Annotated in this window: 21 protein-coding genes; 18 read left to right on the top strand and 3 right to left on the bottom strand. The window is 54.1% G+C overall.

Annotated features, from left to right (window positions below; all coding sequences use genetic code 11):
- Positions 1 to 536 precede the first annotated feature (536 nt).
- The 7 genes from rpmH (at position 537) to RIN67_RS12630 (ending at position 7,812) form a co-directional block, all read left to right on the top strand.
- Positions 537 to 671, top strand: a complete 135-nt coding sequence (rpmH, locus tag RIN67_RS12660; protein WP_081624573.1) for a 50S ribosomal protein L34 — start codon at positions 537 to 539, stop codon at positions 669 to 671.
- A 134-nt stretch (positions 672 to 805) separates the two neighbouring features.
- Positions 806 to 1,162 carry a ribonuclease P protein component gene (gene rnpA, locus RIN67_RS12655; RefSeq protein ID WP_024747843.1) on the top strand — a complete coding sequence of 119 codons (357 nt, stop codon included), beginning with the start codon at positions 806 to 808 and terminating at the stop codon, positions 1,160 to 1,162.
- 2 nt (positions 1,163 to 1,164) lie between these two features.
- The gene (gene yidC / locus RIN67_RS12650) at positions 1,165 to 1,998 is read left to right on the top strand and encodes a membrane protein insertase YidC (RefSeq protein WP_024747844.1); all 834 of its coding nucleotides are present in this window, start codon (positions 1,165 to 1,167) and stop codon (positions 1,996 to 1,998) included.
- A gap of 789 nt (positions 1,999 to 2,787) precedes the next feature.
- Positions 2,788 to 3,576 (top strand): RNA-binding cell elongation regulator Jag/EloR, encoded by a 789-nt coding sequence (gene jag / locus RIN67_RS12645; protein WP_265000031.1) that lies wholly within the window; start codon positions 2,788 to 2,790, stop codon positions 3,574 to 3,576.
- A gap of 239 nt (positions 3,577 to 3,815) precedes the next feature.
- Positions 3,816 to 5,207, top strand: a complete 1,392-nt coding sequence (gene mnmE, locus RIN67_RS12640; RefSeq protein ID WP_265000030.1) for a tRNA uridine-5-carboxymethylaminomethyl(34) synthesis GTPase MnmE — start codon at positions 3,816 to 3,818, stop codon at positions 5,205 to 5,207.
- A gap of 137 nt (positions 5,208 to 5,344) precedes the next feature.
- Positions 5,345 to 7,255, top strand: coding sequence for a tRNA uridine-5-carboxymethylaminomethyl(34) synthesis enzyme MnmG (gene mnmG / locus RIN67_RS12635; RefSeq protein WP_313826118.1), 1,911 nt, complete (start codon positions 5,345 to 5,347; stop codon positions 7,253 to 7,255).
- Between the two features lie 134 nt (positions 7,256 to 7,389).
- Entirely contained in the window at positions 7,390 to 7,812 is a 423-nt protein-coding gene (locus RIN67_RS12630; protein ID WP_265000028.1) for a hypothetical protein, read from the top strand.
- A 224-nt stretch (positions 7,813 to 8,036) separates the two neighbouring features.
- Here the strand turns inward: RIN67_RS12630 and brnQ are convergent, their stop codons facing one another.
- From brnQ to RIN67_RS12615, 3 genes are all read right to left on the bottom strand, one after another.
- Positions 8,037 to 9,383, bottom strand: a complete 1,347-nt coding sequence (gene brnQ / locus RIN67_RS12625) for a branched-chain amino acid transport system II carrier protein (RefSeq protein ID WP_265000027.1) — start codon at positions 9,381 to 9,383, stop codon at positions 8,037 to 8,039.
- Between the two features lie 133 nt (positions 9,384 to 9,516).
- Positions 9,517 to 10,164 (bottom strand): NAD(P)-dependent oxidoreductase, encoded by a 648-nt coding sequence (locus tag RIN67_RS12620; protein ID WP_265000026.1) that lies wholly within the window; start codon positions 10,162 to 10,164, stop codon positions 9,517 to 9,519.
- Between the two features lie 664 nt (positions 10,165 to 10,828).
- Positions 10,829 to 11,365 carry an acyl-CoA thioesterase gene (locus RIN67_RS12615; RefSeq protein ID WP_024747853.1) on the bottom strand — a complete coding sequence of 179 codons (537 nt, stop codon included), beginning with the start codon at positions 11,363 to 11,365 and terminating at the stop codon, positions 10,829 to 10,831.
- Positions 11,366 to 11,543: 178 nt separating this feature from the next.
- Here RIN67_RS12615 and RIN67_RS12610 point away from each other — a divergent pair, with 178 nt between their 5' ends.
- The 11 genes from RIN67_RS12610 (at position 11,544) to RIN67_RS12565 (ending at position 20,292) form a co-directional block, all read left to right on the top strand.
- On the top strand, positions 11,544 to 12,752 hold the full coding sequence (locus tag RIN67_RS12610; protein ID WP_265000025.1) for a phthiocerol/phthiodiolone dimycocerosyl transferase family protein: 1,209 nt from the start codon (positions 11,544 to 11,546) through the stop codon (positions 12,750 to 12,752).
- A gap of 227 nt (positions 12,753 to 12,979) precedes the next feature.
- Entirely contained in the window at positions 12,980 to 13,231 is a 252-nt protein-coding gene (locus RIN67_RS12605) for a hypothetical protein (RefSeq protein WP_024747855.1), read from the top strand.
- 95 nt (positions 13,232 to 13,326) lie between these two features.
- Positions 13,327 to 13,527, top strand: a complete 201-nt coding sequence (locus RIN67_RS13415) for a zinc-ribbon domain-containing protein (protein ID WP_390894522.1) — start codon at positions 13,327 to 13,329, stop codon at positions 13,525 to 13,527.
- Entirely contained in the window at positions 13,524 to 13,958 is a 435-nt protein-coding gene (locus RIN67_RS12600; RefSeq protein ID WP_313826120.1) for a hypothetical protein, read from the top strand. The genes RIN67_RS13415 and RIN67_RS12600 overlap by 4 nt, the downstream gene beginning before the upstream one ends.
- Positions 13,959 to 14,453: 495 nt before the next feature.
- On the top strand, positions 14,454 to 14,984 hold the full coding sequence (locus RIN67_RS12595) for a restriction endonuclease subunit S (protein ID WP_265000023.1): 531 nt from the start codon (positions 14,454 to 14,456) through the stop codon (positions 14,982 to 14,984).
- Positions 14,985 to 15,182: 198 nt separating this feature from the next.
- Positions 15,183 to 16,331 carry an MFS transporter gene (locus tag RIN67_RS12590; protein WP_265000038.1) on the top strand — a complete coding sequence of 383 codons (1,149 nt, stop codon included), beginning with the start codon at positions 15,183 to 15,185 and terminating at the stop codon, positions 16,329 to 16,331.
- Between the two features lie 95 nt (positions 16,332 to 16,426).
- Positions 16,427 to 17,251, top strand: a complete 825-nt coding sequence (locus RIN67_RS12585; protein ID WP_024747876.1) for a Cof-type HAD-IIB family hydrolase — start codon at positions 16,427 to 16,429, stop codon at positions 17,249 to 17,251.
- A gap of 91 nt (positions 17,252 to 17,342) precedes the next feature.
- Complete coding sequence (locus RIN67_RS12580) at positions 17,343 to 18,143, top strand: SLC13 family permease (protein ID WP_265000022.1); 801 nt, start codon at positions 17,343 to 17,345, stop codon at positions 18,141 to 18,143.
- 6 nt (positions 18,144 to 18,149) lie between these two features.
- Complete coding sequence (locus tag RIN67_RS12575; protein WP_265000021.1) at positions 18,150 to 18,446, top strand: hypothetical protein; 297 nt, start codon at positions 18,150 to 18,152, stop codon at positions 18,444 to 18,446.
- 780 nt (positions 18,447 to 19,226) lie between these two features.
- Entirely contained in the window at positions 19,227 to 19,868 is a 642-nt protein-coding gene (locus RIN67_RS12570; protein ID WP_265000020.1) for a nitroreductase, read from the top strand.
- 19 nt (positions 19,869 to 19,887) lie between these two features.
- On the top strand, positions 19,888 to 20,292 hold the full coding sequence (locus RIN67_RS12565) for a hypothetical protein (protein ID WP_265000019.1): 405 nt from the start codon (positions 19,888 to 19,890) through the stop codon (positions 20,290 to 20,292).
- Positions 20,293 to 20,298: the final 6 nt, after the last annotated feature.

Raw genomic sequence — 20,298 nt, 5'->3', positions numbered from 1 at the left:
TAGTGTATCCCCCTATTCGTTGTGATGAACTTACGCGTCAGAAAAAAATGACGTTCTGACGGAAAACGTAGTTTCAGTGTAGCATGAAGAAAAAAAGTTTTCCACAGGGTGTTGAGGAGTCAATTCGATTGTTTCACAACCAGTTAATTAAGTTATCCACAGGATGTTCAAAAAGTGTGGATAAAAATATTTAAATACAGTTATCAACAGGAGCTTGTTGACTAGAAACGGCTTAATATCAAGTGTTTCACAAGTTATCCACAATTTGAACAGGAAATAAAAAAGCCAAATTAACACCCTGTGGAACAGTGGATAAGTCGGCGGAAAAGTCCGGGATAACTTTTTCTGGGATTCTCAGTTATCCACAGGCTCTGGGTATGAAACAAATTTTGTTGGGGAGAAGTTTTTGACGTAAATTCGAAGTTCTGGTTTTCATTGGCGGGATTTTATGCTAATATATTCTAGAAATGCATTTAGTCTGTCCGAGTTTCTCGGATAACCAAGTCAAATACCAATTTTAAGGAGGTGTTTCTGACATGAAACGCACTTTCCAACCAAAGAAACGTCACCGTTCACGCGTCCACGGCTTCCGTAAGCGCATGAGCACGAGCAATGGCCGTCAAGTATTGGCACGTCGTCGCCAAAAGGGACGTAAAGTATTGTCTGCATAGGCCGCTGATGGTTCAGTGGTCTTTTTATTTTATCTGAGTCGGTACTGGGACCCCAATGCCCCTCGGACTGTCGCACCAGTCAGCCGACTGGTAGCATGTTGATCATAGCGATCGTTAAATTTTGGAGATGCTCCATGCGAAAATCTTACCGCATTAAGAAAGAAGCGGAATTTCAGCAAGTCTTTGAAACCAGAAATTCAGTGGCTAACCGCCAATTTGTGGTGTATTCAATGGCTAAGCCGGGGCAACCGCATTTTCGGGTCGGGATTTCTGTCGGCAAGAAGATCGGTAACGCGGTTCACCGGAATTGGGTGAAACGGCGGATCCGGCAAAGTTTACTCGAATTAAAGCCTTACCTGAAACAGGACGTGGACTTCCTGGTCATCGCGCGGCCCCGTGCCGATCAAATCTCGATGGCCGATGCCAAAAGCAGTCTGATCCACGTCTTAAAACTGGCAAAGTTGTTAGATTCCAACTATAGCGAGGAATAACCGTGAAAAAGTACAAACGTACCCTAATGATGTTGGGCATTGTGAGTCTGGTGTTTATCCTTTCCGCTTGTAGTAATAAACCAATCACCAATCAAAGTACGGGGATTTGGGACGGCCTGATCGTCTTGAACTTCTCGCGGGCGATTATCTGGTTGGCGCATTTCTTCGGCAATAGTTATGGTGCCGGGATTATCATGTTTACGATTATCATCCGGATTATCCTGATGCCATTGATGATCTTCCAAACGCGCAGCATGCGGAAGACTCAAGAGGTTCAACCCCAACTCAAAGCCTTACAAAAGAAATACTCGTCCCGTGACCGCGAGACGATGCAGAAGTTGCAAGCCGAACAGCAAAAGCTGTATTCGGAAGCTGGCATTAACCCAATGATGGGATGCCTGCCAGCCATCGTTCAATTACCAATTATCTGGGCGCTCTATCAAGCCATCTGGCGGACGGAGATCCTACGTTCTGGTTCGTTCCTGTGGCTCCAATTGGGGCACAAGGACCCGTACTTCATCCTGCCAATCCTGGCGGCTGTTGCGACCATGGCCAGTTCGTGGTTGACCACCAAGTCAGCCCCAGAAACCAGTTCGATGAACACGATGATGGTCTTCGGGATGCCGTTAGTGGTCTTCTTTACGGCCCTGAACGTGCCATCGTCACTGTCGTTGTACTGGACGATCTCCTATGTGTTCCAAGTGGGCCAGACCCTCTTGATTCAAAACCCATGGAAGATCAACGCCGAACGGGCAGCTAAGGAACAGGAAAAGGCCAACCATGACCGTTCCATCCGTAACGCGATCCGCAAAGCTAAGAAGAGTCGTCGGAAGTAATTCCGGTTATAAATGCATTTTGAGAAAAAGCCGCTGGGTGCAAGTCACCTCAGCGGCTTTTTTAATGGTCACTGCCGGGGGGGCGGGGGTCATTCACCTTACCGGACGGCCAGACAAGGCTGGAACGCCGTGTTAGTTAGGAGTAAACTGGTCGCCCTCCGGCGCTCAGAAGCTGGAACGCTTGCGGGCACGATTTTGAACTTCGCCAAGACCGCGAATTTCAAAACTCGGCCTGATGGTAAGCCAGCAAAAAACGCTGACTAACCATCATTTCGCTAGCTGAGCTTCTGCTCGCCTCCGGGCTGTCAACTAGCGAACAATCTAACGCTAAAATTACTGGCAACCATCCGCTAACCAGACCGTCCTCGACCATGATTGAGCCAGAATATCAACTATCTGCCTACTAGGCACACGACTATTCGCAACTCCAGGTGACCCTAGCAGCCAATTAGAGACTGTCTAAAAAGTTGTCATCACTCGAAACTTAGGGGACCTCCGGAATAGCCAACTATCGTTAAGCTTACGCGATTGTAAGCCGTGAGGGCGGTCAGACAGGGCTCAGCCGTGAAATTTGACTTGGGGAGCGTTCTTTGCTGCCCTAGTCAAAGGCCCAGCTTCGAGACCGCTTTTTGGCTCGAAGTGGTGCCCACGGCGTTCCAGCCCTGTCTGACTGCCCGGTAAGGCGACTGATTCCCAGTAAGGTGACTGTAGGGATTTTTTGCGTCGGATTTTGGTGGGCATGGTATACTTACAACTGACTGAAAACGGAACAAACGGGAGGAATTTGCGATGACGATCTTTACGGGGAAAACGGAAGAAGCTGCGATTGCGGCTGGGGTGGCGGCCCTGAACAGTACCCGCGCGCAGGTGACGACTAAGGTGATCAAGCCGGCGCGGAAAGGGTGGTTCGGCCTGGGTCATCGTGACGCTGCTGTGGACGTGGTCTTAAAGGCCGTTGCGGCGCCCGCCGCGCAACCAGTAGCGCCAGCCCAGCCGACAGCGTCTACTTCCAAGTCGACGGCAGCTGAGCCGGCCCCCCAGTCGACCCCAACCACGCCGACCCCGGCACCGGCCAAAGCAGCGGCACCCCGGCCACAACGGACGCCAGCTCAAAACCGGGCCCACCGGGAAGCGGCCATCGAAGCCGTTCAGGATTACGTCTTAGAGATTGTGACCCAGTTAGGCATCGACGCCACGGTTTCGGCGGAATCACTGGGACACCGGCAGGTCCGACTGGCCTTTGAGACGGAAAAGGAAGGCCTGCTGATCGGGAAACACGGTCGGACCATTAACGCCCTGCAGAGCCTGGCCCAACTGTTCTTGAACCATCATGGCGCCGCCCACGTGGTGGTGGAACTAGACGTGGCCAACTACCGGGAACGCCGGCAAGCCACGCTGGCCCGCTTAGCGGATAATACTGCGCGCGAAGTCGTGGCCACGGGTAAGCCCATCTATTTGGACCCCATGCCGTCCTTTGAACGCAAGCAGATTCACGCGGCGCTGGCGCAGAACCATTACGTCACCACCTACTCGGCGGGGAAGGAACCGCACCGGGCCGTGGTGATCGAACCGGTTTGACCCTGAGGTTTGACAAATGGGACCAAGCACCTTATAGTAAAGACAATCATTCTTATCATGTTTACGATAAAGTAGTGAAAGTACTTTATCCGCGTCTGTTAGGTGGCGTGGAGTGGGTGCTTTTTTTTATGGCGTTAAATGACACGCCCGGGTCTTTTGCGGCCCACTACCGACCGTCACGCAGATAGGAACTGTGGAAACAGAGAAACCGTTAGACAACCTTTTAGAGGAGGATCAGCATGGCGACAACGACAGAGTTTGATACGATTGCAGCAATTTCGACGCCACCTGGTGAGGGTGGTATCGCCATTATTCGGATGAGTGGTGAGGACGTTTTCGCCGTGATTGCGAAGTTATTCAAGGGCAAGGACCTGACCAAAGTCCCTAGTCACACCATTAACTACGGCCACATCATCGACCCGGAGACGCACGAAGAAGTTGATGAAGTCATGGTTTCCGTGATGCGGGCCCCTAAGACCTACACCAAGGAAGACATTATCGAGATCAACTGTCACGGGGGCATCGTGGCCACGAACCGAATCTTGCAGTTATGCTTGAGCTACGGCGCGCGGCTGGCGGAACCCGGGGAGTACACCAAGCGGGCCTTTCTCAACGGCCGAATCGACCTCTCCCAGGCCGAAGCCGTGATGGACCTGATCCGGGCTAAGACCGATAAGTCCATGAAGGTCGCCTTGGACCAGTTGGACGGGGACCTGTCCAAGTTGATTCGCCACTTGCGCCAAGACATTCTGGATGCGTTGGCCCAGGTCGAGGTCAACATTGATTACCCCGAATACGACGACGTCGAGACCATGACCACTAAGATGCTGTTGGAGAAGGCTCAGGAAGTCCAAAAGCAGATTAAGGTCCTCCTGCAGACGGCTAAACAGGGAAAGGTCTTGCGCGACGGGCTAGCCACCGCCATCGTGGGCCGGCCGAACGTGGGGAAGAGTAGCCTCTTGAACCACCTGTTACACGAAGACAAGGCCATCGTGACCGACGTGGCGGGAACCACCCGGGACGTGATCGAAGAGTACGTGAACGTTAAGGGGGTCCCGTTGAAGCTGATTGATACCGCGGGGATTCGCGACACCACCGATAAGGTTGAAAAGATCGGGGTCGAACGCTCACGCAAGGCCATCGATACGGCCGACTTGGTGATGCTGGTCTTGAACGCCAGCGAACCGTTGACCGCCGAGGATCAGGAGCTGTTAGCGGCCACCAGCCACACGCAGCGAATCCTGATTCTAAACAAGACCGACCTGCCACAGAAGCTGGACCTGAAAGCCGTTCAGGCGGTGGCTGGCGACAGTCCGTTGATCCAGACGTCGATCCTGCAACAGACGGGGATGGACCAGTTGGAAAGCACGATCGCCCACCTGTTCTTCGATGAGGGCATCGAGTCCAGCCAGAAGACGGTCATGGTCACCAACGCTCGGCACATCGGGTTGTTGCATCAGGCTAGTGCGGCGTTGGACGACGTGATGCACGGCATCGCGATGGGGATGCCGGTGGACTTGGTCCAGATCGACATGACCCGCGCCTGGGACCTCTTAGGCGAAATCACCGGTGACAGCTACCAAGACGAATTACTGGACCAGCTGTTCAGTCAGTTCTGTTTAGGGAAGTAATCAGACTAGCCATTTTTAATTATTAATACTTAATTGTTATTAATAATTAAAATAGATGGCTTAAATTTAGGAATTCAATTTAAAAATAACCATTAGGCCCCGGACAACTGGGACCGGGCATGGAGGGAATCAGTAGTATGACGGAAGTAAAGCAATACCCCGGCGACGACTATGACGTCATCGTGGTGGGGGCCGGCCACGCGGGTAGTGAAGCGGCGTTGGCTGCAGCCCGGATGGGGAACAAGACCCTGTTAATGACGATCAACTTGGACATGGTGTCCTTTATGCCATGTAACCCTTCCGTGGGGGGGCCAGCTAAGGGCATCGTGGTTCGTGAAATCGACGCCTTGGGCGGTGAAATGGGTAAGAACATCGACAAGACGTACGTCCAGATGCGGATGCTCAACACTGGGAAGGGCCCCGCTGTGCGGGCCTTACGGGCGCAAGCGGATAAGCACGCCTACCACGCCGAGATGAAGCACACCATCGAACGCGAACCCAACCTGACGTTACGCCAGGGCATCGTGGACGACCTGATTGTTGAAGGCGACGAGTGTCGCGGGGTCATCACCAATACCGGAGCTCAGTACCGGGCTAAGGCCGTGGTCATCGCGGCCGGCACCGCGGCCCGGGGGAAGATCATCATCGGTGAACTGATGTATTCGTCCGGTCCCAACAACTCCCAACCCGCCAACAAGTTGACGGCGAACCTGCCGAAGTACGGGTTCGAGTTGGAACGGTTCAAGACTGGGACGCCACCGCGGGTCGATGGCAACACCATCCACTACGATGAGACCGAAGAACAGGCGGGGGATGAACAGCCGAACCACTTTAGCTTCACCACGCCCGACAGCGCCTACCTGGACTTGAAGAACCAACTCTCCTGCTGGTTGACCTACACCAACGCCAAGACGCACGAGATCATCCGGGAAAACTTGGACCGCGCGCCCATGTTTACCGGGGTGATCGAAGGGGTCGGTCCACGGTACTGCCCATCCATCGAAGACAAGATCGTCCGGTTCGCCGACAAGCCACGCCACCAGCTCTTCTTGGAACCAGAAGGCCGGAAGACTGACGAGTGGTACGTCCAGGGGTTGTCGACCTCGATGCCCGAAGAAGTGCAACAGAAGATTCTGCACTCCATCAAGGGGCTGGAAGACGCGCAAATGATGCGGCCCGGTTACGCCATCGAATACGATGTCGTGGCGCCGTACCAGTTGCGGCCGACCCTGGAGACCAAGCTCTTGAAGAACCTCTTCACGGCGGGGCAAACTAACGGGACTTCCGGGTACGAAGAAGCCGCAGGCCAAGGCCTATTAGCCGGTATTAACGCCGGGTTGCGTGCTTTAGGGAAGCCGGGCTTTACCCTGAAGCGCTCCGACGCCTACATCGGGGTCATGGTCGACGATCTGGTCACCAAGGGCACCAAGGAGCCCTACCGTCTGCTGACTAGCCGGGCCGAGTACCGGTTGATTCTCCGGCACGATAACGCTGACTTGCGGTTAACGGAAAAGGGCCACGAGTTGGGCCTAATCAGCGATGAGCGCTACCAAGCCTTCCTCGACAAGAAGGCGGCTATCAAGGCGGAAACCGACCGGTTGAACAGCATCCGGATCAAGCCAACCGACGCCATCAACGACTTCATTACCAGCCACGGGGATAAGCCGCTCCAAGACGGCATCTTAGCGGCCGTCTTCTTACGCCGGCCTTACGTGGACTACCAGACTCTACTGGACTTCATCCCCGCCCCAGACCTGCCGTTAGACCGCCACATCATTGAAGAAATCGAGATTTCGTTGAAGTACGCGGGCTACATCAAGAAGGCCGAGGAGAACGTGGCGAAGTTGAAGCGGATGGAAGCCAAGGCGATCCCCGAAAAAATCGACTACGACGCCATCGACGGTTTGGCTACGGAAGCGCACCAGAAGCTGAAGAAGATCCAACCGGAGACTTTAGCGCAAGCTAGCCGGATCAGCGGGGTCAACCCAGCCGATATTGCCATCTTGAGTGTCTACATTGAACAAGGTAAGATTGCGAAAACGAAATAACCACCCGGGTGCCTAGCGGAGGGTTAGGCGCGGTGGTTCAGTGAAACGGGGACGGTCGTCGTATCTTCGACGACCGTCCCCGTTTTGTGGTATAAAGGATGTAACTTAATTTTGATGTAAAGCGAGGTTTTACCATGCAACGAAAGTACCGTGATTATTTTGCTTACCTGAAGTCGGTCAACCCCGACCCGAACGCGTCCTTCATCGCTGTGAACCCGGCTAGTGCGCAGAAGACGGACGCGGAAAAGTTCGCGTCGTTAACGGAGCGGGCCGGTCGGCGCTGGGGTGTGATCCTCTTTCACGCCCTGTACAGCAATAAGACCACTAAGAAGACCCACGTCCCTTACGCGGTGGTGCACGATGACACCTTCGCCCACGATTGGGACAACACCGACCGGGATGAGTTCGACCAAGACGTCGCAATTCTGGTCCAGTGCCAGATGCTCCAGGTCAAGGAAGTCCAAGGCCTAACGCGGTTGATTATGCGTTACCCCGAACCCCTGGCGAGCCTGGCGGACTTGCGGATCAAGGGCATTGACCAGATCAACCCGGGGTAGGGGAAATCTAGCTTAGGCGATGTTTTTGACGAACCGCTTAACCGTTATCGTGGCTTAATTGGCGTCATTGAAAAAGGGCCGGTTTCCAGATGCTTTCTGGAAGCCGGTCCTTTAAAAGTCTTAGGACTTGATTTCGCAATTCAGGGTTAGCAACTGGTGCTAGGACGTGGTTACGGCATCAATTCAACGTCATCGTCAGGCGAGAGGGTGGTGACTAACACCAGCTAAACTTGTGGCTGTGGATCGCGCCACTTACCCAGTAACCAGCCGGCCACGATTCCCACGAGTGCGGGCACTAACCAACTGAAGCCCCCCGCCGCGAAGGGTAACCAAGCGTTGGCGTGCAGGACGGCTTGGAAGAAGCCGGTCTGTTGCCAACTGGTGGGTAAGCCGCTGGCTGCCGACCCGAAGGCGGGTAACAGCGTTAACAGAATCGCCGTACCGAAGAGCCACCGGGACATCCCCAGTAACGGGGAGAGCACGGCCAGCACGATCAGGACGATCGCCAGCGGGTACAAGAAGAGCAGGATTGGGGTTGAGTAGGCGATTAGCCGGGTCAGTCCGGCGTTGGCGAAGAGGCAGGGCAGAATCGCCGCGAAAGCCGTGACCACCGGGTACGAGAACTTGGGGAAGAGCACGCTGAGGGTGTCCCCGAAGGCTGAAATCAGGCCGATGGCGGTCTTGAGACACGCGATAATTACCAACACGGCCAGTAACAGGGTCCCCCAAACGCCGAAGTAGTAGTCGGCGATTTGAGCTAAGGTCACGCCACCGTTGGCTGCGGTCGAGAAGTGGCCCAGACTCATGGTCCCAATCAAGGCTAAGAGGGTGTAGATGACGGCCATCAAGGACATACTGATAGCCCCCGTTTTAATGGTGTAGCGGGCAATGTCACGAGAGTCTGTGACGCCTAGGTCGCGGATGCTGTCGATGACGATGACCCCAAAGGCTAGGGCTGCCAAGGCATCCAGGGTGTTGTACCCTTCGGTGAACCCGCTCAGGACGGGATGCGCGACGTAGCCGCCCCGGCTCACGGCGTCCAGACCACCCAGGGGATGCAGTAGAGCCGCCCCCATGATGATGGCCAAAAGAATTAAGAAGAACGGCGTGAGCCATTTACCGATATAGGTCATCAGCTTCCCGGGATGCCGGGCTAATAGCCACGCAATCAGGAAGAAGGCCACCGAGAAGCCAGCCAGAACGCCGGTCTGCAGGTGTGGCGCCACGAACGGCGCTAGGCCGATCTGAAACGAGGTCGTGGCCAGTCGGGGCAGGGCCGAAAAGGGGCCCAAGGTCAGATAGAGCAGGACCGTGAACGCGTAAGCGAAGGGCCGGTTGACCTTACTCGCCAGGTCGAAGACCCCGGTACTGCGAGTCAGTCCCATCCCGGTCACCCCCAGCAGGGGCAGACCGATCCCACTAATTAACAGGCCGCCGATTGCCGCCCAAACGTGGCTACCGGCTTGTTGTCCCAGAAAGATTGGGAAGATCAAGTTGCCGGCGCCGAAAAATAGCCCGAACAGCATGGTGCCAATGAAGCCCAGCTCTCGCCAGGTAAGACGCTTTTTCAATTTAATCGCAACTTTCTATACTAAGGTTTGCGTTCTAAAGTTTGCCAAGTGGCCCGTGGGCGCCGGAAATTTAGAACTCCCCTATAGTAGCAAAAAACGCCGGCCAGGGAAATGGCCGACGCTGAATCGGTGCTTATTTATCTGCGACCGTGAAGCGGGTCTGGTGATGTTGCGGTGTTGTGAGTTCGTCGAGAATCGTGACGGCCATGGTTCCGGCCGAAGTCGCGGAGACCTGTTGCGCATTGTGTAACAACTCATCGGTACCCAGAATGGCGGGAACGGCGGGACCCGCGTGGAAGTCGGCGGCTGGCGACACGCCGAACCAGTTGACGTTATCGACGTCGCGCAGGAAGTTGAGTTCCTTGAGCTGGTTCTGCGGGACGCTGAGGAAGGCCGCCGCTTGGGGATCCTTGGCGATATCGTGGACGAACAGGTGGTGGTCTTCACCGGTCTGGAGGCTACCGGCCCCTAAGATGAAGGCGACGCGTGGCGTGGTGGTCTCGCGCAATTCACTGACCAGGTGCGTGGCCAAATCCACGTGGCGGTAAGCCTGGGCGGGAGCGGTGGCGAAGGCGTCGATGACGGCATCAACGGCCTGTAAGTCTTCACGTGTCAGGGTAAGGGCGTCCTGGGCTTTGGTGGTCAGGTTCGGGTTAGTTGGGAGTTGCGCCAACTTATCGGCAGAACGGCCTAACGCAACGACTTGGTGTCCGCGCTGTAGGGCTTCGGTAACTAAGGCGGAGCCGGCCATCCCGGTGGCGCCGATGATCATAATTTTCATGGTAAATTCCTCCCCAAATTAGGTATTGGGATTTGTATACGAGTTTTATGCACCAAATGCTAACTATAAGTTAGTGAATTGGTCAGAATGTTTCATGTGGAACAAACCATACTAAGAAAATCTCTGTAAGACCAAGATGGTTTTACAGAGATTTCGTGGCTTATATGGCGCTGAAGATTGAACATAGGCTCATGAGCGCAATTAGGACCGGTCTTAAAACGATGGTCATCCGCCTTACCGGACGGCTTATAGTCGTGTAACCATAGCGGAACACGATTTGCCAATAGACCGTGGTCCCCAAGTGTATTGTTGATTCGAAACCCAATCGGGCTTGCCTGATTATTTGGTTTTAACAGTCCCACACGTGATATTTCTAATTTCAGGCATTGAGAAACACTGTCTTGGATACACTCAATTTAGCCGTGAGGTTGGGCCTGAAGAGGCTCAGTGGTGTCGTTTGGGTTAGTCAGCGTTTTTCAGCTGGCTTACCCAAAGGCCGAGCTTGAAGACCTGGGGCTTTCAGGGCTCCAAGTCATGCCCACCACGCTCCAGTCTCTTCAGGGCCAACCGGTAAGGCGGGGGGGATTGTGACCATCTGCTCCTTGTCTATATCTTTAATGATACGGTGCCGAAGCGTGTGAGCGGAAGTTGGCCCGCTCAAGGCTTAGTCTTGGGGCAGCTGGGTCGACCACGGCAGGGTGATCGAGGTGTGGGCAATTAATTGTTCCTGTTCCTCGCGGTTATTCTTCCGGGCTTGGTACCGTTGGAGGTAACCGGAACAGATGTAGCGTTGCTCTTCGGTTTGGGGAACCACGATGGGCAGCGGCGTCTGGGGCTTTTCAGCCATGACGAAAGTGATAAAGCTGGTGAAACCTAAGAACCGTTCGCCGGTAGTCAGGTTCTCCCCGACAATCTTGGCGAAGACTTCCAACGAACGGTGGCCAGTCCCACTGACGTAGGCTTCCATGCACATGGAGTCCTGCAGGTGGAACGGCTTTAAGAAGTTGACGTGGTCGAAGGTCGCGGTGACCACGGTGCTCCGCGTCAGACGCATGGCTGCGATGGAAGCGCTGTCATCTACCAGTGATAAGATTTTACCGCCGAAGACGGTCTGGTGTTCGTTTAGGTCGGGTTGGAAGACCCGGTGGTTGGCGACGATTAGGGTTTGATTACAAGAAATTGGTGCGGGTTCGTTTGACAAAACAATCACCTCATTAGATTTGAATACTCTGTCTTCATTCTACCAGAGCCCGTGACGCTGGTAAATCGGGAAGCTAGGTTACAGGATTATTAATTTTTAGCAATAACTCGGCGGTATTGCGGGGTTTTTCGTAGGGGCTTTGCTATACTAAAGCCAAAGATAGGATAGGGGTGGTTGTGTGTATTATCGTGGTGAACCGTTGGATCTGATGCCAACATTAAATTTAACCCGGATTCGGCCGTTGCTTGAGTGCACGCTGAGTCTGCAGCACCCCATTGATGTCCACCGCCTAAAGCAGGCCGTCACCACCACGCAGACCGTGGTGCCCCAGATCCTGGGGAGTTACGACTACCGCTGGAACCGGTTCAACGTGGTCGGCGCCACAGTGGATGACGTGGTCGAGGAGCATTCGGCGGGGCACGACCCCGGCCGGGTGCGGCTGGACGTGTTGGTGGGGCCACAGGTCAAGATTCAAATCATCCATCATCGCGATTATGACCAGTTACGCATCGCGATGAGTCGCCTTTTGACCGATGGGGAAGGGTTTAAGCATTACCTGTACCTGTTGGCGGCGGCCTACGACGGGCAGGATCTGACCAGCTTCACTAATGAACGGAGCGGGCGGAAGATTCTGGCCCACCTGCGGCATCCGCACCGGCCCTTACCGCCGATGCAAGTGTTGACCACCCAGGCGCCATTTCCAGAGCTCCGGGGGGATGTCCACCATCATCAAGGGGAAGCCACCATTTCCAAAGCGGAGAGCCGTCGCTTACAGCGCCAAGCCCGGTCGGCGGGCGTCACGCTGAACACGGTGCTCTTGGGGGCCTACGCGTTGGCCGTTTACACCCTGACGGGCCAGCAACACCTGATGATTCCCTGTCAGGTGGATCTGCGGTTGCACGGGCCAGTGACGGCTGCTAACGTGGTCCAGGTGGCTAACTTAAGCAGTGAGTTGCCCGTTCCCATCACGGTCCACGACCGCGATAGCTTAGAGGACGTGGTGCACCGGATTCAAGAGACGGTCACCCAACTGCACGCGGATCTCGCATACCTGACGCCGTTGGTGGAACTAAAGCGCATGAGTCGGGCATTGCCCCCGCAGTGGGTGCGGCGGTTGGCCGGCAAGTATCACGCAACCGCGGCGGTGTCGTTTGCGAACTTCGGGCGGGTCGACCAGTCGCGCTTACAGTTTGACGGGAGTGCCGTCGCCCAGGTCACGTTTGCGGGCGCGTACCACACCATGCCGTACTTCCAGCTGACCGTGAGCGGCTACCGGGATGCCTGGACCCTGGCTTTTCGGATGTTGGGGTCGGAACCCGATTATCAGCTGGGCATTAAAATTTTAAAGAACGTCGTGACCCAACTCAACCAGTGGGAGCGGCATTAAGACGTTAAACGGTGACCAGGAGTCGCCGTTTTTTATTAACTATTATTTTTGTAATTTTATAGAATTACATTGACAAATTCTGAAATTGGTGTAAGGTAAGCTTGTAGTTAAGTAATTGTTTAAAATTACATTGAATTCTTCGGCGAACTTTCCCGGGAAAAGTTCCCTTACAAAGTGCCGCTGAATTCCGCATAATTTGGGTAATGCAGTGAAAGGATGGGAGAAGTATGGAACAATTCGATGAACATTTACTAGCGCCGGTGTATTTGGAATTCTATCAAGTCTTAGGGGCCAAGGCGGTTCAACTGGTTCACGACAACTATGGCGGTAACACGGTCAGCTTTCCGGATCACTATAATGACCGGGAAAAAGCGGCGGCGTATGTGCGGGAACACGCCACGGAAAAGGCCCAGACACTTTCCCAGGAAACCGGGTATAACATTCGCACGATTCGAAAGTGGAAGAAGACGGCGGACTGAGCCGGGGCGGGGGTCGTTGACGGTCTGCGAAATCCGGCGTATCTTAAAATAGGTGTTAAAAATTTTTAGTTTTAATCATAAAGCGGGGTTAAATAATGAGTGACGGTAAATTTTGTCCACAGTGTGGAACGCAGGTTAATCAGGATGCACTGTTCTGTCCGAAGTGTGGGTATCAGTTTGCGCCGACTGACGGGCAGGAAACGCCGACAGCGACGCCCACCGGGAGCAAGCAGCCGCTCAGCCGTCACCGACCCCCACGCCACAGGGACCAGCACCGCAACGGAGCCATTGGTTGACCATCATTTTAGGGGTGATTGCCGTGGCTGTGGTGGTCGTGGTGGCCAGCAACGTGGTGATCAATCACAAGGAACAGGCCCATCAAGCGGCCCTCCAAGCCTCTGAATCACGGGTTCAGTCGTCGAAAAAGGCGAAGGAATCGCGGGAAGAATCCCGAGAAGCAGGTTTGGCGAAGGATGCCAAGGGCGTGGTGAACGATATGATCCAAAACGATGATAACCTAGATGCAAAGTGTACGGATGTGACCATCGAAAGTCACGACGGGGGCAACCAGTATTCGGGTTACGCTAGTGTGGAGGACGACTACGACGACAGTACCACCATTGACATCACCGTTACGGATGTCACCTATGAAGACAACGTGAGCGTCGAAATTTCCGGGGACCAGGAAGACAAACTGTCCGAGACCTTCTATTCTAATGATGATTAGGCGGACTAACGTTGATGGGATCATCCGCCTTACCGGGCGACCAGACAGGGCTGGAACGCCGTGGGCACCACTTCGAGCCAAAGAGCGGTCTCGAAGCTGGGCCTTTGACTAGGGCAGCAAAGAACGCTCCCCAAGTCAAATTTCACGGCTGAGCCCTGTCTGCTCGCCCTCACGGCTCACGAAAACGTTTGGCTTATTAAGCAATAGCGCCGGATTTTAGGTGGCTGTTGGCACCTAGCAGAGCTTAAGGCCGACTGATTTTTCTCAGTGGGGGATAAGGGCGCGGTTTAAGGTTCGTAAAATCGTGGCGTAGACGTTGGGGTTTTGGTACCTGCCAAAGCCGGGTTAGCGTTAGCCACAGCCTCTACGTAAACGCGATAGGCATTTAGTAGCGCTACTGGCGGGGGTCAGAGCGCTTTTTTGATTTGACGGTCATGAACCGGCATGCTACATTGAAAATAGGAAATTAACGAAGCAATACGAGGGGGTGCCGGCATGCAGCTGGATGATTTAGTGACCATGAAGACGGGAGTAAACCAGTTGCGGCTGAAGGACTCCACGGCGGACCTGTACGGATATCAAGACTTAGTGGCCGACCTAGGGCGCTTGGTGGCCCAACCGACGCAAGAGCGTGCTGACGAGCAGAGTTACCAGGTCGTGGTGGGCGACATTGTCTTCAGCACCCTGCAGAACACGGCCAGTATCGTGACCGCGGAGACGGCGGGGAAGGTCTTGACCCAGAACTTTGTTCGTTGGCGGATCAAGCACCACCAGATTGACCCGCGGTATCTGTGCTACTGTGTCAACCAGACAGACGCCGTTAAGCGTCAGCTGGCCCGCTTCCTAGAAGGCAGCCACGTGGCCAACAAGTTGTCGTTGAAGACGTTACGGACCCTGGAGATTCCCGTTCCCCCGCGCGAAGAGCAGGACCTTTGGGGCCGTCTCTACTTCAACTTGCAGCGACAAGCCACCTTACAGGAGCGACTAGTGGCGCTGCAGACGCAGTTGTTGCGGGGGTTGGAGTAAGCGTTGACTTAACGGCTAGTTCTCATTTGGGGAACTAGCCTTTTTTGAACAGCCGGCTAATGACTGGGCCATGTAGGCCGAATCCATTAGCCGGTTTTCTTTTCCGCCCCAAACGCCTAAACTAATAATTGGGAGGTTTTGTGTGTGAAAGAGAAAGAGACGACAACGCCAACGTTGTCACGGAAAACGATTCTGTTAATGGCGGTGGTCACGGGAGTCATCGTGGCCAACCTGAACTTCATTCAACCTATCGAAAACCTGATTGCCACGGACTTTGGTTTAGCGAAGTCCGTGGTGGAAGCCTTGGCCATGGTCACCCAGTTAGGGTATGCGTTCGGCCTGCTGCTGATCGTTCCCCTAGGGGATATCTTCGACCGGTACCACCTGATTCAGTTCATGATGGTGCTCTCAATTGGATCACTTCTGTTGGCCTTTTGGGCTCCGAATGCCGGCGTCTTTGCGGTGGCAACGACCCTAGTCGGCATTACGTCGGTCGCCCCGCAGATTATCATCCCCTATGCGGGCTACCTAGCACCTAGTCTCCAGCGGGGGAAAGTGTTGGGAATCGTCTTGAGTGGCTTGTTGACGGGAATCCTGTTATCGCGGTCGTTTAGTGGCTTACTGGGGAGCATCATGCCCTGGCAGGACATTTACCTGATTGCGGCGGTCATTGACCTGGTCTTCTTGATCATCGTGCACGCGTACTTACCGCACGATGCACGGGGCCATCAAGAATTGCGGTATTGGCCGGTGATTCAGACGTTGCCCCGGTTGTTTGCCCGGCAACGCGCCCTGCGAGGAGCAGCCATCAATGGCTTCTGCATGTTTGGGATGTCGAACGTCCTGTGGTCCACGCTGGCCTTCTACCTGGCGACGCAATACCACTTGGGCAGTAACGTGGCCGGCCTGTTAGGCTTGCTGGGGATTGCCGGGGTCTTGGCAGCGCCGTGGATTGGTAACCTAGTTGATCAGCGGTCGCCACGACTGACGGTGGGCCTGAGCATGGTCTTCTCCGGAGTGGCCTTCGTGATTTTCTGGTTGATTGGCTTTTGGCTGGTGGGCCTCATCGTGGGGATTGTCCTGCTTGACCTGGGGACCCAGTTCAGCCAGGTCTCTAACCAGGCCATCGTCCAGTCTTTGAACCGCAAAGAAAGCAGCCGGAACAACTCCGTTTTCATGTTTAGCTACTTCTTAGGCGGGTCGCTAGGAACCCTGTCAGCGACTTGGGCCTGGAGCCATGCCGGTTGGACCGGCGTTTGCGGGGTGGCGTTAGCCTTCCTGATACTTGCACTGGTCAGCCATTGGGTGCTGGGCGAGCCGGAGAGTATTCATCAAGATGCAGCGTAAATTAACGGGACACCGCAGAAATTGTGGGGTCCCGTTACGTTTTATGGATGATTTGTGGTATGCTAAGTTGACTTTACTGAAGGAGGAACTGCTTAATGACGATTAAACTCGTGGCGTTTGACATGGACGGCACCTTTCTGAATGACCAAAACACCTATAACCATGCCCGGTTTGCGGAATTATTGACGAAACTGCGGGCGAAGGGGATTCACGTGGTCGCGGCCAGCGGCTCACAGTACCAACGACTCCAGACCCAGTTCGAGCAGTTCCAAGATCAGATGGACTTTGTCTCGCAAAACGGGGCCGTGGTCCACAGTAACGGGGACCTGTTGTCGGTCACGGCCATGCCCGCTGAAGCGGTCGCGGCGACCCTAGACGTGATTCATCAGCAATTCGCGCCTAGCGACATCGCCGAACACCTGGTGGCTGGCCTCAAGTCCGCTTACGTGGATGACCAGATCACACCGGCTGCTTACGAGCTGACCCACCGGTACTATGACCACCTGTTGAAGGTACCTAGCTTAGCCACCATCACGCCCGAGCGGCTCCAGGACCAAGTGACTAGCATCGGCGTCACCTTCCAACCAGGCGTTGATTTCGGGGCCGCGTTACAAACGTTGCGGCAGGCCCTGCCGGCGGGCCTGGGCAGTCAGACCTCCGGGTACAACACGGAACTGATCAGCGAGGGTAGCGTCAACAAGGCCGCCGGATTGCGCCACTTACAGGCCCGGTACGACGTTGCGGACGACGAACTCATGACCTTCGGAGATAATGAAAACGACTTAAGTATGTTGACTCTGACGCCGCACGGCTACGCGATGGCTAACGCCACGGACCACGTGAAGGCGCAGGTCGCGCACCATGCCGGCACCAACAACGCGGAGGGCGTCTTGGACGTTCTGGCGACCTTAGTCGCTTAAGTGTCACCAGCGCATACGTAAAAAAAGCCGATAACCGCGGCGGGGTTATCGGCTTTTACTTTGGGGACTTCAAGGAGGAAGGATTGATGACATGCAAGACATCGGGCAGCGCTTGCTGCATGACAAAATTCTGGGGATTGCTTTAGGGGCGGCCCTGTTGAGCCTATTCGTGGGCCGACCCACGGCGGACGCGGTGGATTGGTCGACCATACTGGCCCTGCTGGCGCTGATGATCTGCGTGCAACTGTTGAATCGGCTGCAGGTCTTAGACGCCCTCAGCAATCGCTTGTTGGCCGTGACCAGCACGCAACGCCAGGTGGTACAACTGTTCACCGGACTGGCTTTTACGGGGGCGATGGTCCTGACCAACGACGTGACAATCTTAACGTTACTGCCCATGCTGGTCTTGGTGGCTCGCCAACAGAAAATGGCGTTGGCGTTACCTGCCGTGCTGGTGGTCATGGCAGCCAACCTGGGCAGCGCCTTTACCCCGTTCGGCAACCCCCAGAACTTATACCTGTTCGCCCACTACCAGTTATCGGCGGGTGCGTTCTTTCGCTTATCTAGTCCGTTACTGGTCGGGGGCGTTCTGGTCATGTTAGGTCTGACCTATCTGGCGCGTCCGCGGCCAATCGTGACGCCGCCGGTCCGTCAGATTCCGGACCATCCGGTGGCCATCAGCCTGGCGTTGGGCCTGTTTGGCCTGGTCCTCCTAGGGGTCTTTCGGGTCCTACCGCTGGGGTGGGTGACGCTGGTCGCCGTCATCGGCGGCCTCTTACTGGATCGCCGGGCCGTCCAGCGGGTGGATTACGGTCTCCTGTTGACCTTCATCTGCTTCTTTATTCTGGTCAGCGCCATCAGTCATAACCCGCAGGTGATTGCGGGGATGTAGCGACTGATGCGGACGCCGCACATGGTGTACCTGACCAGCTTGGTCGCCAGTCAATTCATCAGTAACGTCCCGGCGACCGTCCTACTCGCGCCGTTTACGTCCCACGCGACGGCCCTGTTCTGGGGCGTAAACGTTGGCGGTCTGGGGACCCTGGTCGCGTCACTGGCGAATCTGTTGACCCTAAAGCAACTCCTAGCCTTAGGCGAGCGGGATGCCGTCCGGCCGTTTTTCAAACTGTTTACGGTGCTCAATGCGCTGGGCCTCTTGCTACTGGGAAGCTTAGGGTGGTTCTGGTTACGCTAGGGCGTAATCGGTTCCATAATAAACAAAATGTTTCATTGGCGAAATCATTACCAAAAGTTTATCGATAATCTACATCGGTTAGGTAAACTGGCCTTAGAGTTAAGCCTGAACGGTCCCATTAGCTTTAGCCCAGTCGGGTGATTTTGGCGTCCCTCCTAGTCGGTGCCTGAACCCCAATTCAGCGCACCAACCAAAGTTGCGGAAACGGCGAGGCTGACGGGCTGATGGGTCGACCAGCTTGATTCAAGTCCTAAGTCACGATGAACTCCCCAATTGGTAGATGAGACTTAGGGTGATTTCCAGGAGGTGACCGGTGACCGTCTGAACAGCGGTCTCCTCTCTGGGCGTCAATCTTTTAACGAATAGACAAAAATCCCGTCCAAGCGGTTCTTCAAAACCGGTCGGACGGGATTTTTGATTGAGGCTGAAAATTAAATAACGGGGAAATCTAGTAAAATCTCTAAGGAATAAGAGGTTCTTTATTTGACAATACATGTATGCACATGTATCATTGCAAACATTCCCGGTTGGTCGCGTTCTGCAATCGCTAGTTAAGCGATATTGCCGAATCGAGATTGGCTGATGAAGCAGATAAGACTTTAAAGGGATACGTTGTTTTCTAATGATACGTGCATGTGCGCAGTTGTTCTAAGATGCTAGCGTTCTATAAGGGCTAATGCGATTTGGCTTAATTCAACGAGTAGTGAGTTACTAAAGAACATGCATGCACATGCATTATGTCTGCTAATGAAATTATTGCTAAAACGGAGGGTTAATTTAATGACAAAAATTGTTAGGCGTTCTATTCGTAATTTTAGGGAGAAGCCACTCGACAAGGGAACCTTGACTCAAATTATTCAAAATGCAGCTAATGCGACACCTTCCTGGGCTAATTCACAACCATGGCGAGTTTTTATCGCTACAGGTGAAACACTTGAGCAGATTCGATTTAATCACCATAAAAAGGCCCAACGGCGGATTCCCGGTCATGCGGACCTGAATGCTAGACACCGTGATCAATGGTCACCTCGGCCACAACAAAACATTAACCATTGGATAACGGATTTTTCCACTTATGCGATGGTTGAGAAACTTTCCGACCAAGATAATGCGCAGACAACATTGTACAATGCGCCAGCAGTGGTTTACTTAACGCTGGATCAGGTTGCTCCGGTATGGTCAGTCTATGATATTGGCGCCTTTAGTCAGGCCATTATGACGACGGCTGCGGAGATGGGTATCGATTCAATGCCAGCATATGAAATCATTAAGTATCCAGATGACATTCGTCGATTCATGCCAATTCCAGATTCTCAAATGATTGTGATGGGGATTGGCCTAGGCTACCGTGCTGACAACAAGATTAATGAATTCACGAGTGATCGGAATGATTCTGAGAGCTTTTTAACGATTCAAGATTAGGATTAAAGGGGGACCTTATATGTCATTGATACCGGAGTGGTTGGATTTGGCAGACCGTTATCAAAGAATTTCGACAGCTCTGACGCAAAGTTTGGCGGGCTCCGCTTATACGGTTAAGGATTACTGTGTCCTCTATTTTTTAAGTCAGGCGAAAAATCAGCAGTTACGGTTGACTGACTTGCAAATGCGGGTGGGGGTGAGTGCAAGTACCCTGTTACACCTTATTCGGCAGTTGAAGGCTCGGTCGCCGGATGTCATTCAATCGGTGACTAATGAGCAACAAGAGGCGAGTGTCCAGTTGACCGTAGCTGGGCAAGCCGTTTTGAAAACTTTAACGCAACAGGTTGAGCGGACTTTAACGCCCTATCTTGAATCGGCTGGACAATCGAATTTGGTTTTAGCAGAAGCCTTGATGCTAGATTAACCAAAC

Source organism: Levilactobacillus namurensis, assembly GCF_032197885.1.
In the GTDB taxonomy this organism is placed as follows: domain Bacteria; phylum Bacillota; class Bacilli; order Lactobacillales; family Lactobacillaceae; genus Levilactobacillus; species Levilactobacillus namurensis_A.
Note: the sequence above shows the minus strand (reverse complement) of the source record. Positions and strands in the feature narration are given on the sequence as shown.

Coding starts and splice junctions, on each gene's coding strand:
- rpmH (WP_081624573.1), top strand. CDS start 537: ATGAAACGCACTTTCCAACCAAAGAAACGTCACCGTTCACGCGTCCAC.
- rnpA (WP_024747843.1), top strand. CDS start 806: ATGCGAAAATCTTACCGCATTAAGAAAGAAGCGGAATTTCAGCAAGTC.
- jag (WP_265000031.1), top strand. CDS start 2,788: ATGACGATCTTTACGGGGAAAACGGAAGAAGCTGCGATTGCGGCTGGG.
- mnmE (WP_265000030.1), top strand. CDS start 3,816: ATGGCGACAACGACAGAGTTTGATACGATTGCAGCAATTTCGACGCCA.
- mnmG (WP_313826118.1), top strand. CDS start 5,345: ATGACGGAAGTAAAGCAATACCCCGGCGACGACTATGACGTCATCGTG.
- RIN67_RS12630 (WP_265000028.1), top strand. CDS start 7,390: ATGCAACGAAAGTACCGTGATTATTTTGCTTACCTGAAGTCGGTCAAC.
- RIN67_RS12620 (WP_265000026.1), bottom strand. CDS start 10,164: ATGAAAATTATGATCATCGGCGCCACCGGGATGGCCGGCTCCGCCTTA.
- RIN67_RS12605 (WP_024747855.1), top strand. CDS start 12,980: ATGGAACAATTCGATGAACATTTACTAGCGCCGGTGTATTTGGAATTC.
- RIN67_RS13415 (WP_390894522.1), top strand. CDS start 13,327: ATGAGTGACGGTAAATTTTGTCCACAGTGTGGAACGCAGGTTAATCAG.
- RIN67_RS12595 (WP_265000023.1), top strand. CDS start 14,454: ATGCAGCTGGATGATTTAGTGACCATGAAGACGGGAGTAAACCAGTTG.
- RIN67_RS12590 (WP_265000038.1), top strand. CDS start 15,183: ATGGCGGTGGTCACGGGAGTCATCGTGGCCAACCTGAACTTCATTCAA.
- RIN67_RS12585 (WP_024747876.1), top strand. CDS start 16,427: ATGACGATTAAACTCGTGGCGTTTGACATGGACGGCACCTTTCTGAAT.
- RIN67_RS12580 (WP_265000022.1), top strand. CDS start 17,343: ATGCAAGACATCGGGCAGCGCTTGCTGCATGACAAAATTCTGGGGATT.
- RIN67_RS12575 (WP_265000021.1), top strand. CDS start 18,150: ATGCGGACGCCGCACATGGTGTACCTGACCAGCTTGGTCGCCAGTCAA.
- RIN67_RS12570 (WP_265000020.1), top strand. CDS start 19,227: ATGACAAAAATTGTTAGGCGTTCTATTCGTAATTTTAGGGAGAAGCCA.
- RIN67_RS12565 (WP_265000019.1), top strand. CDS start 19,888: ATGTCATTGATACCGGAGTGGTTGGATTTGGCAGACCGTTATCAAAGA.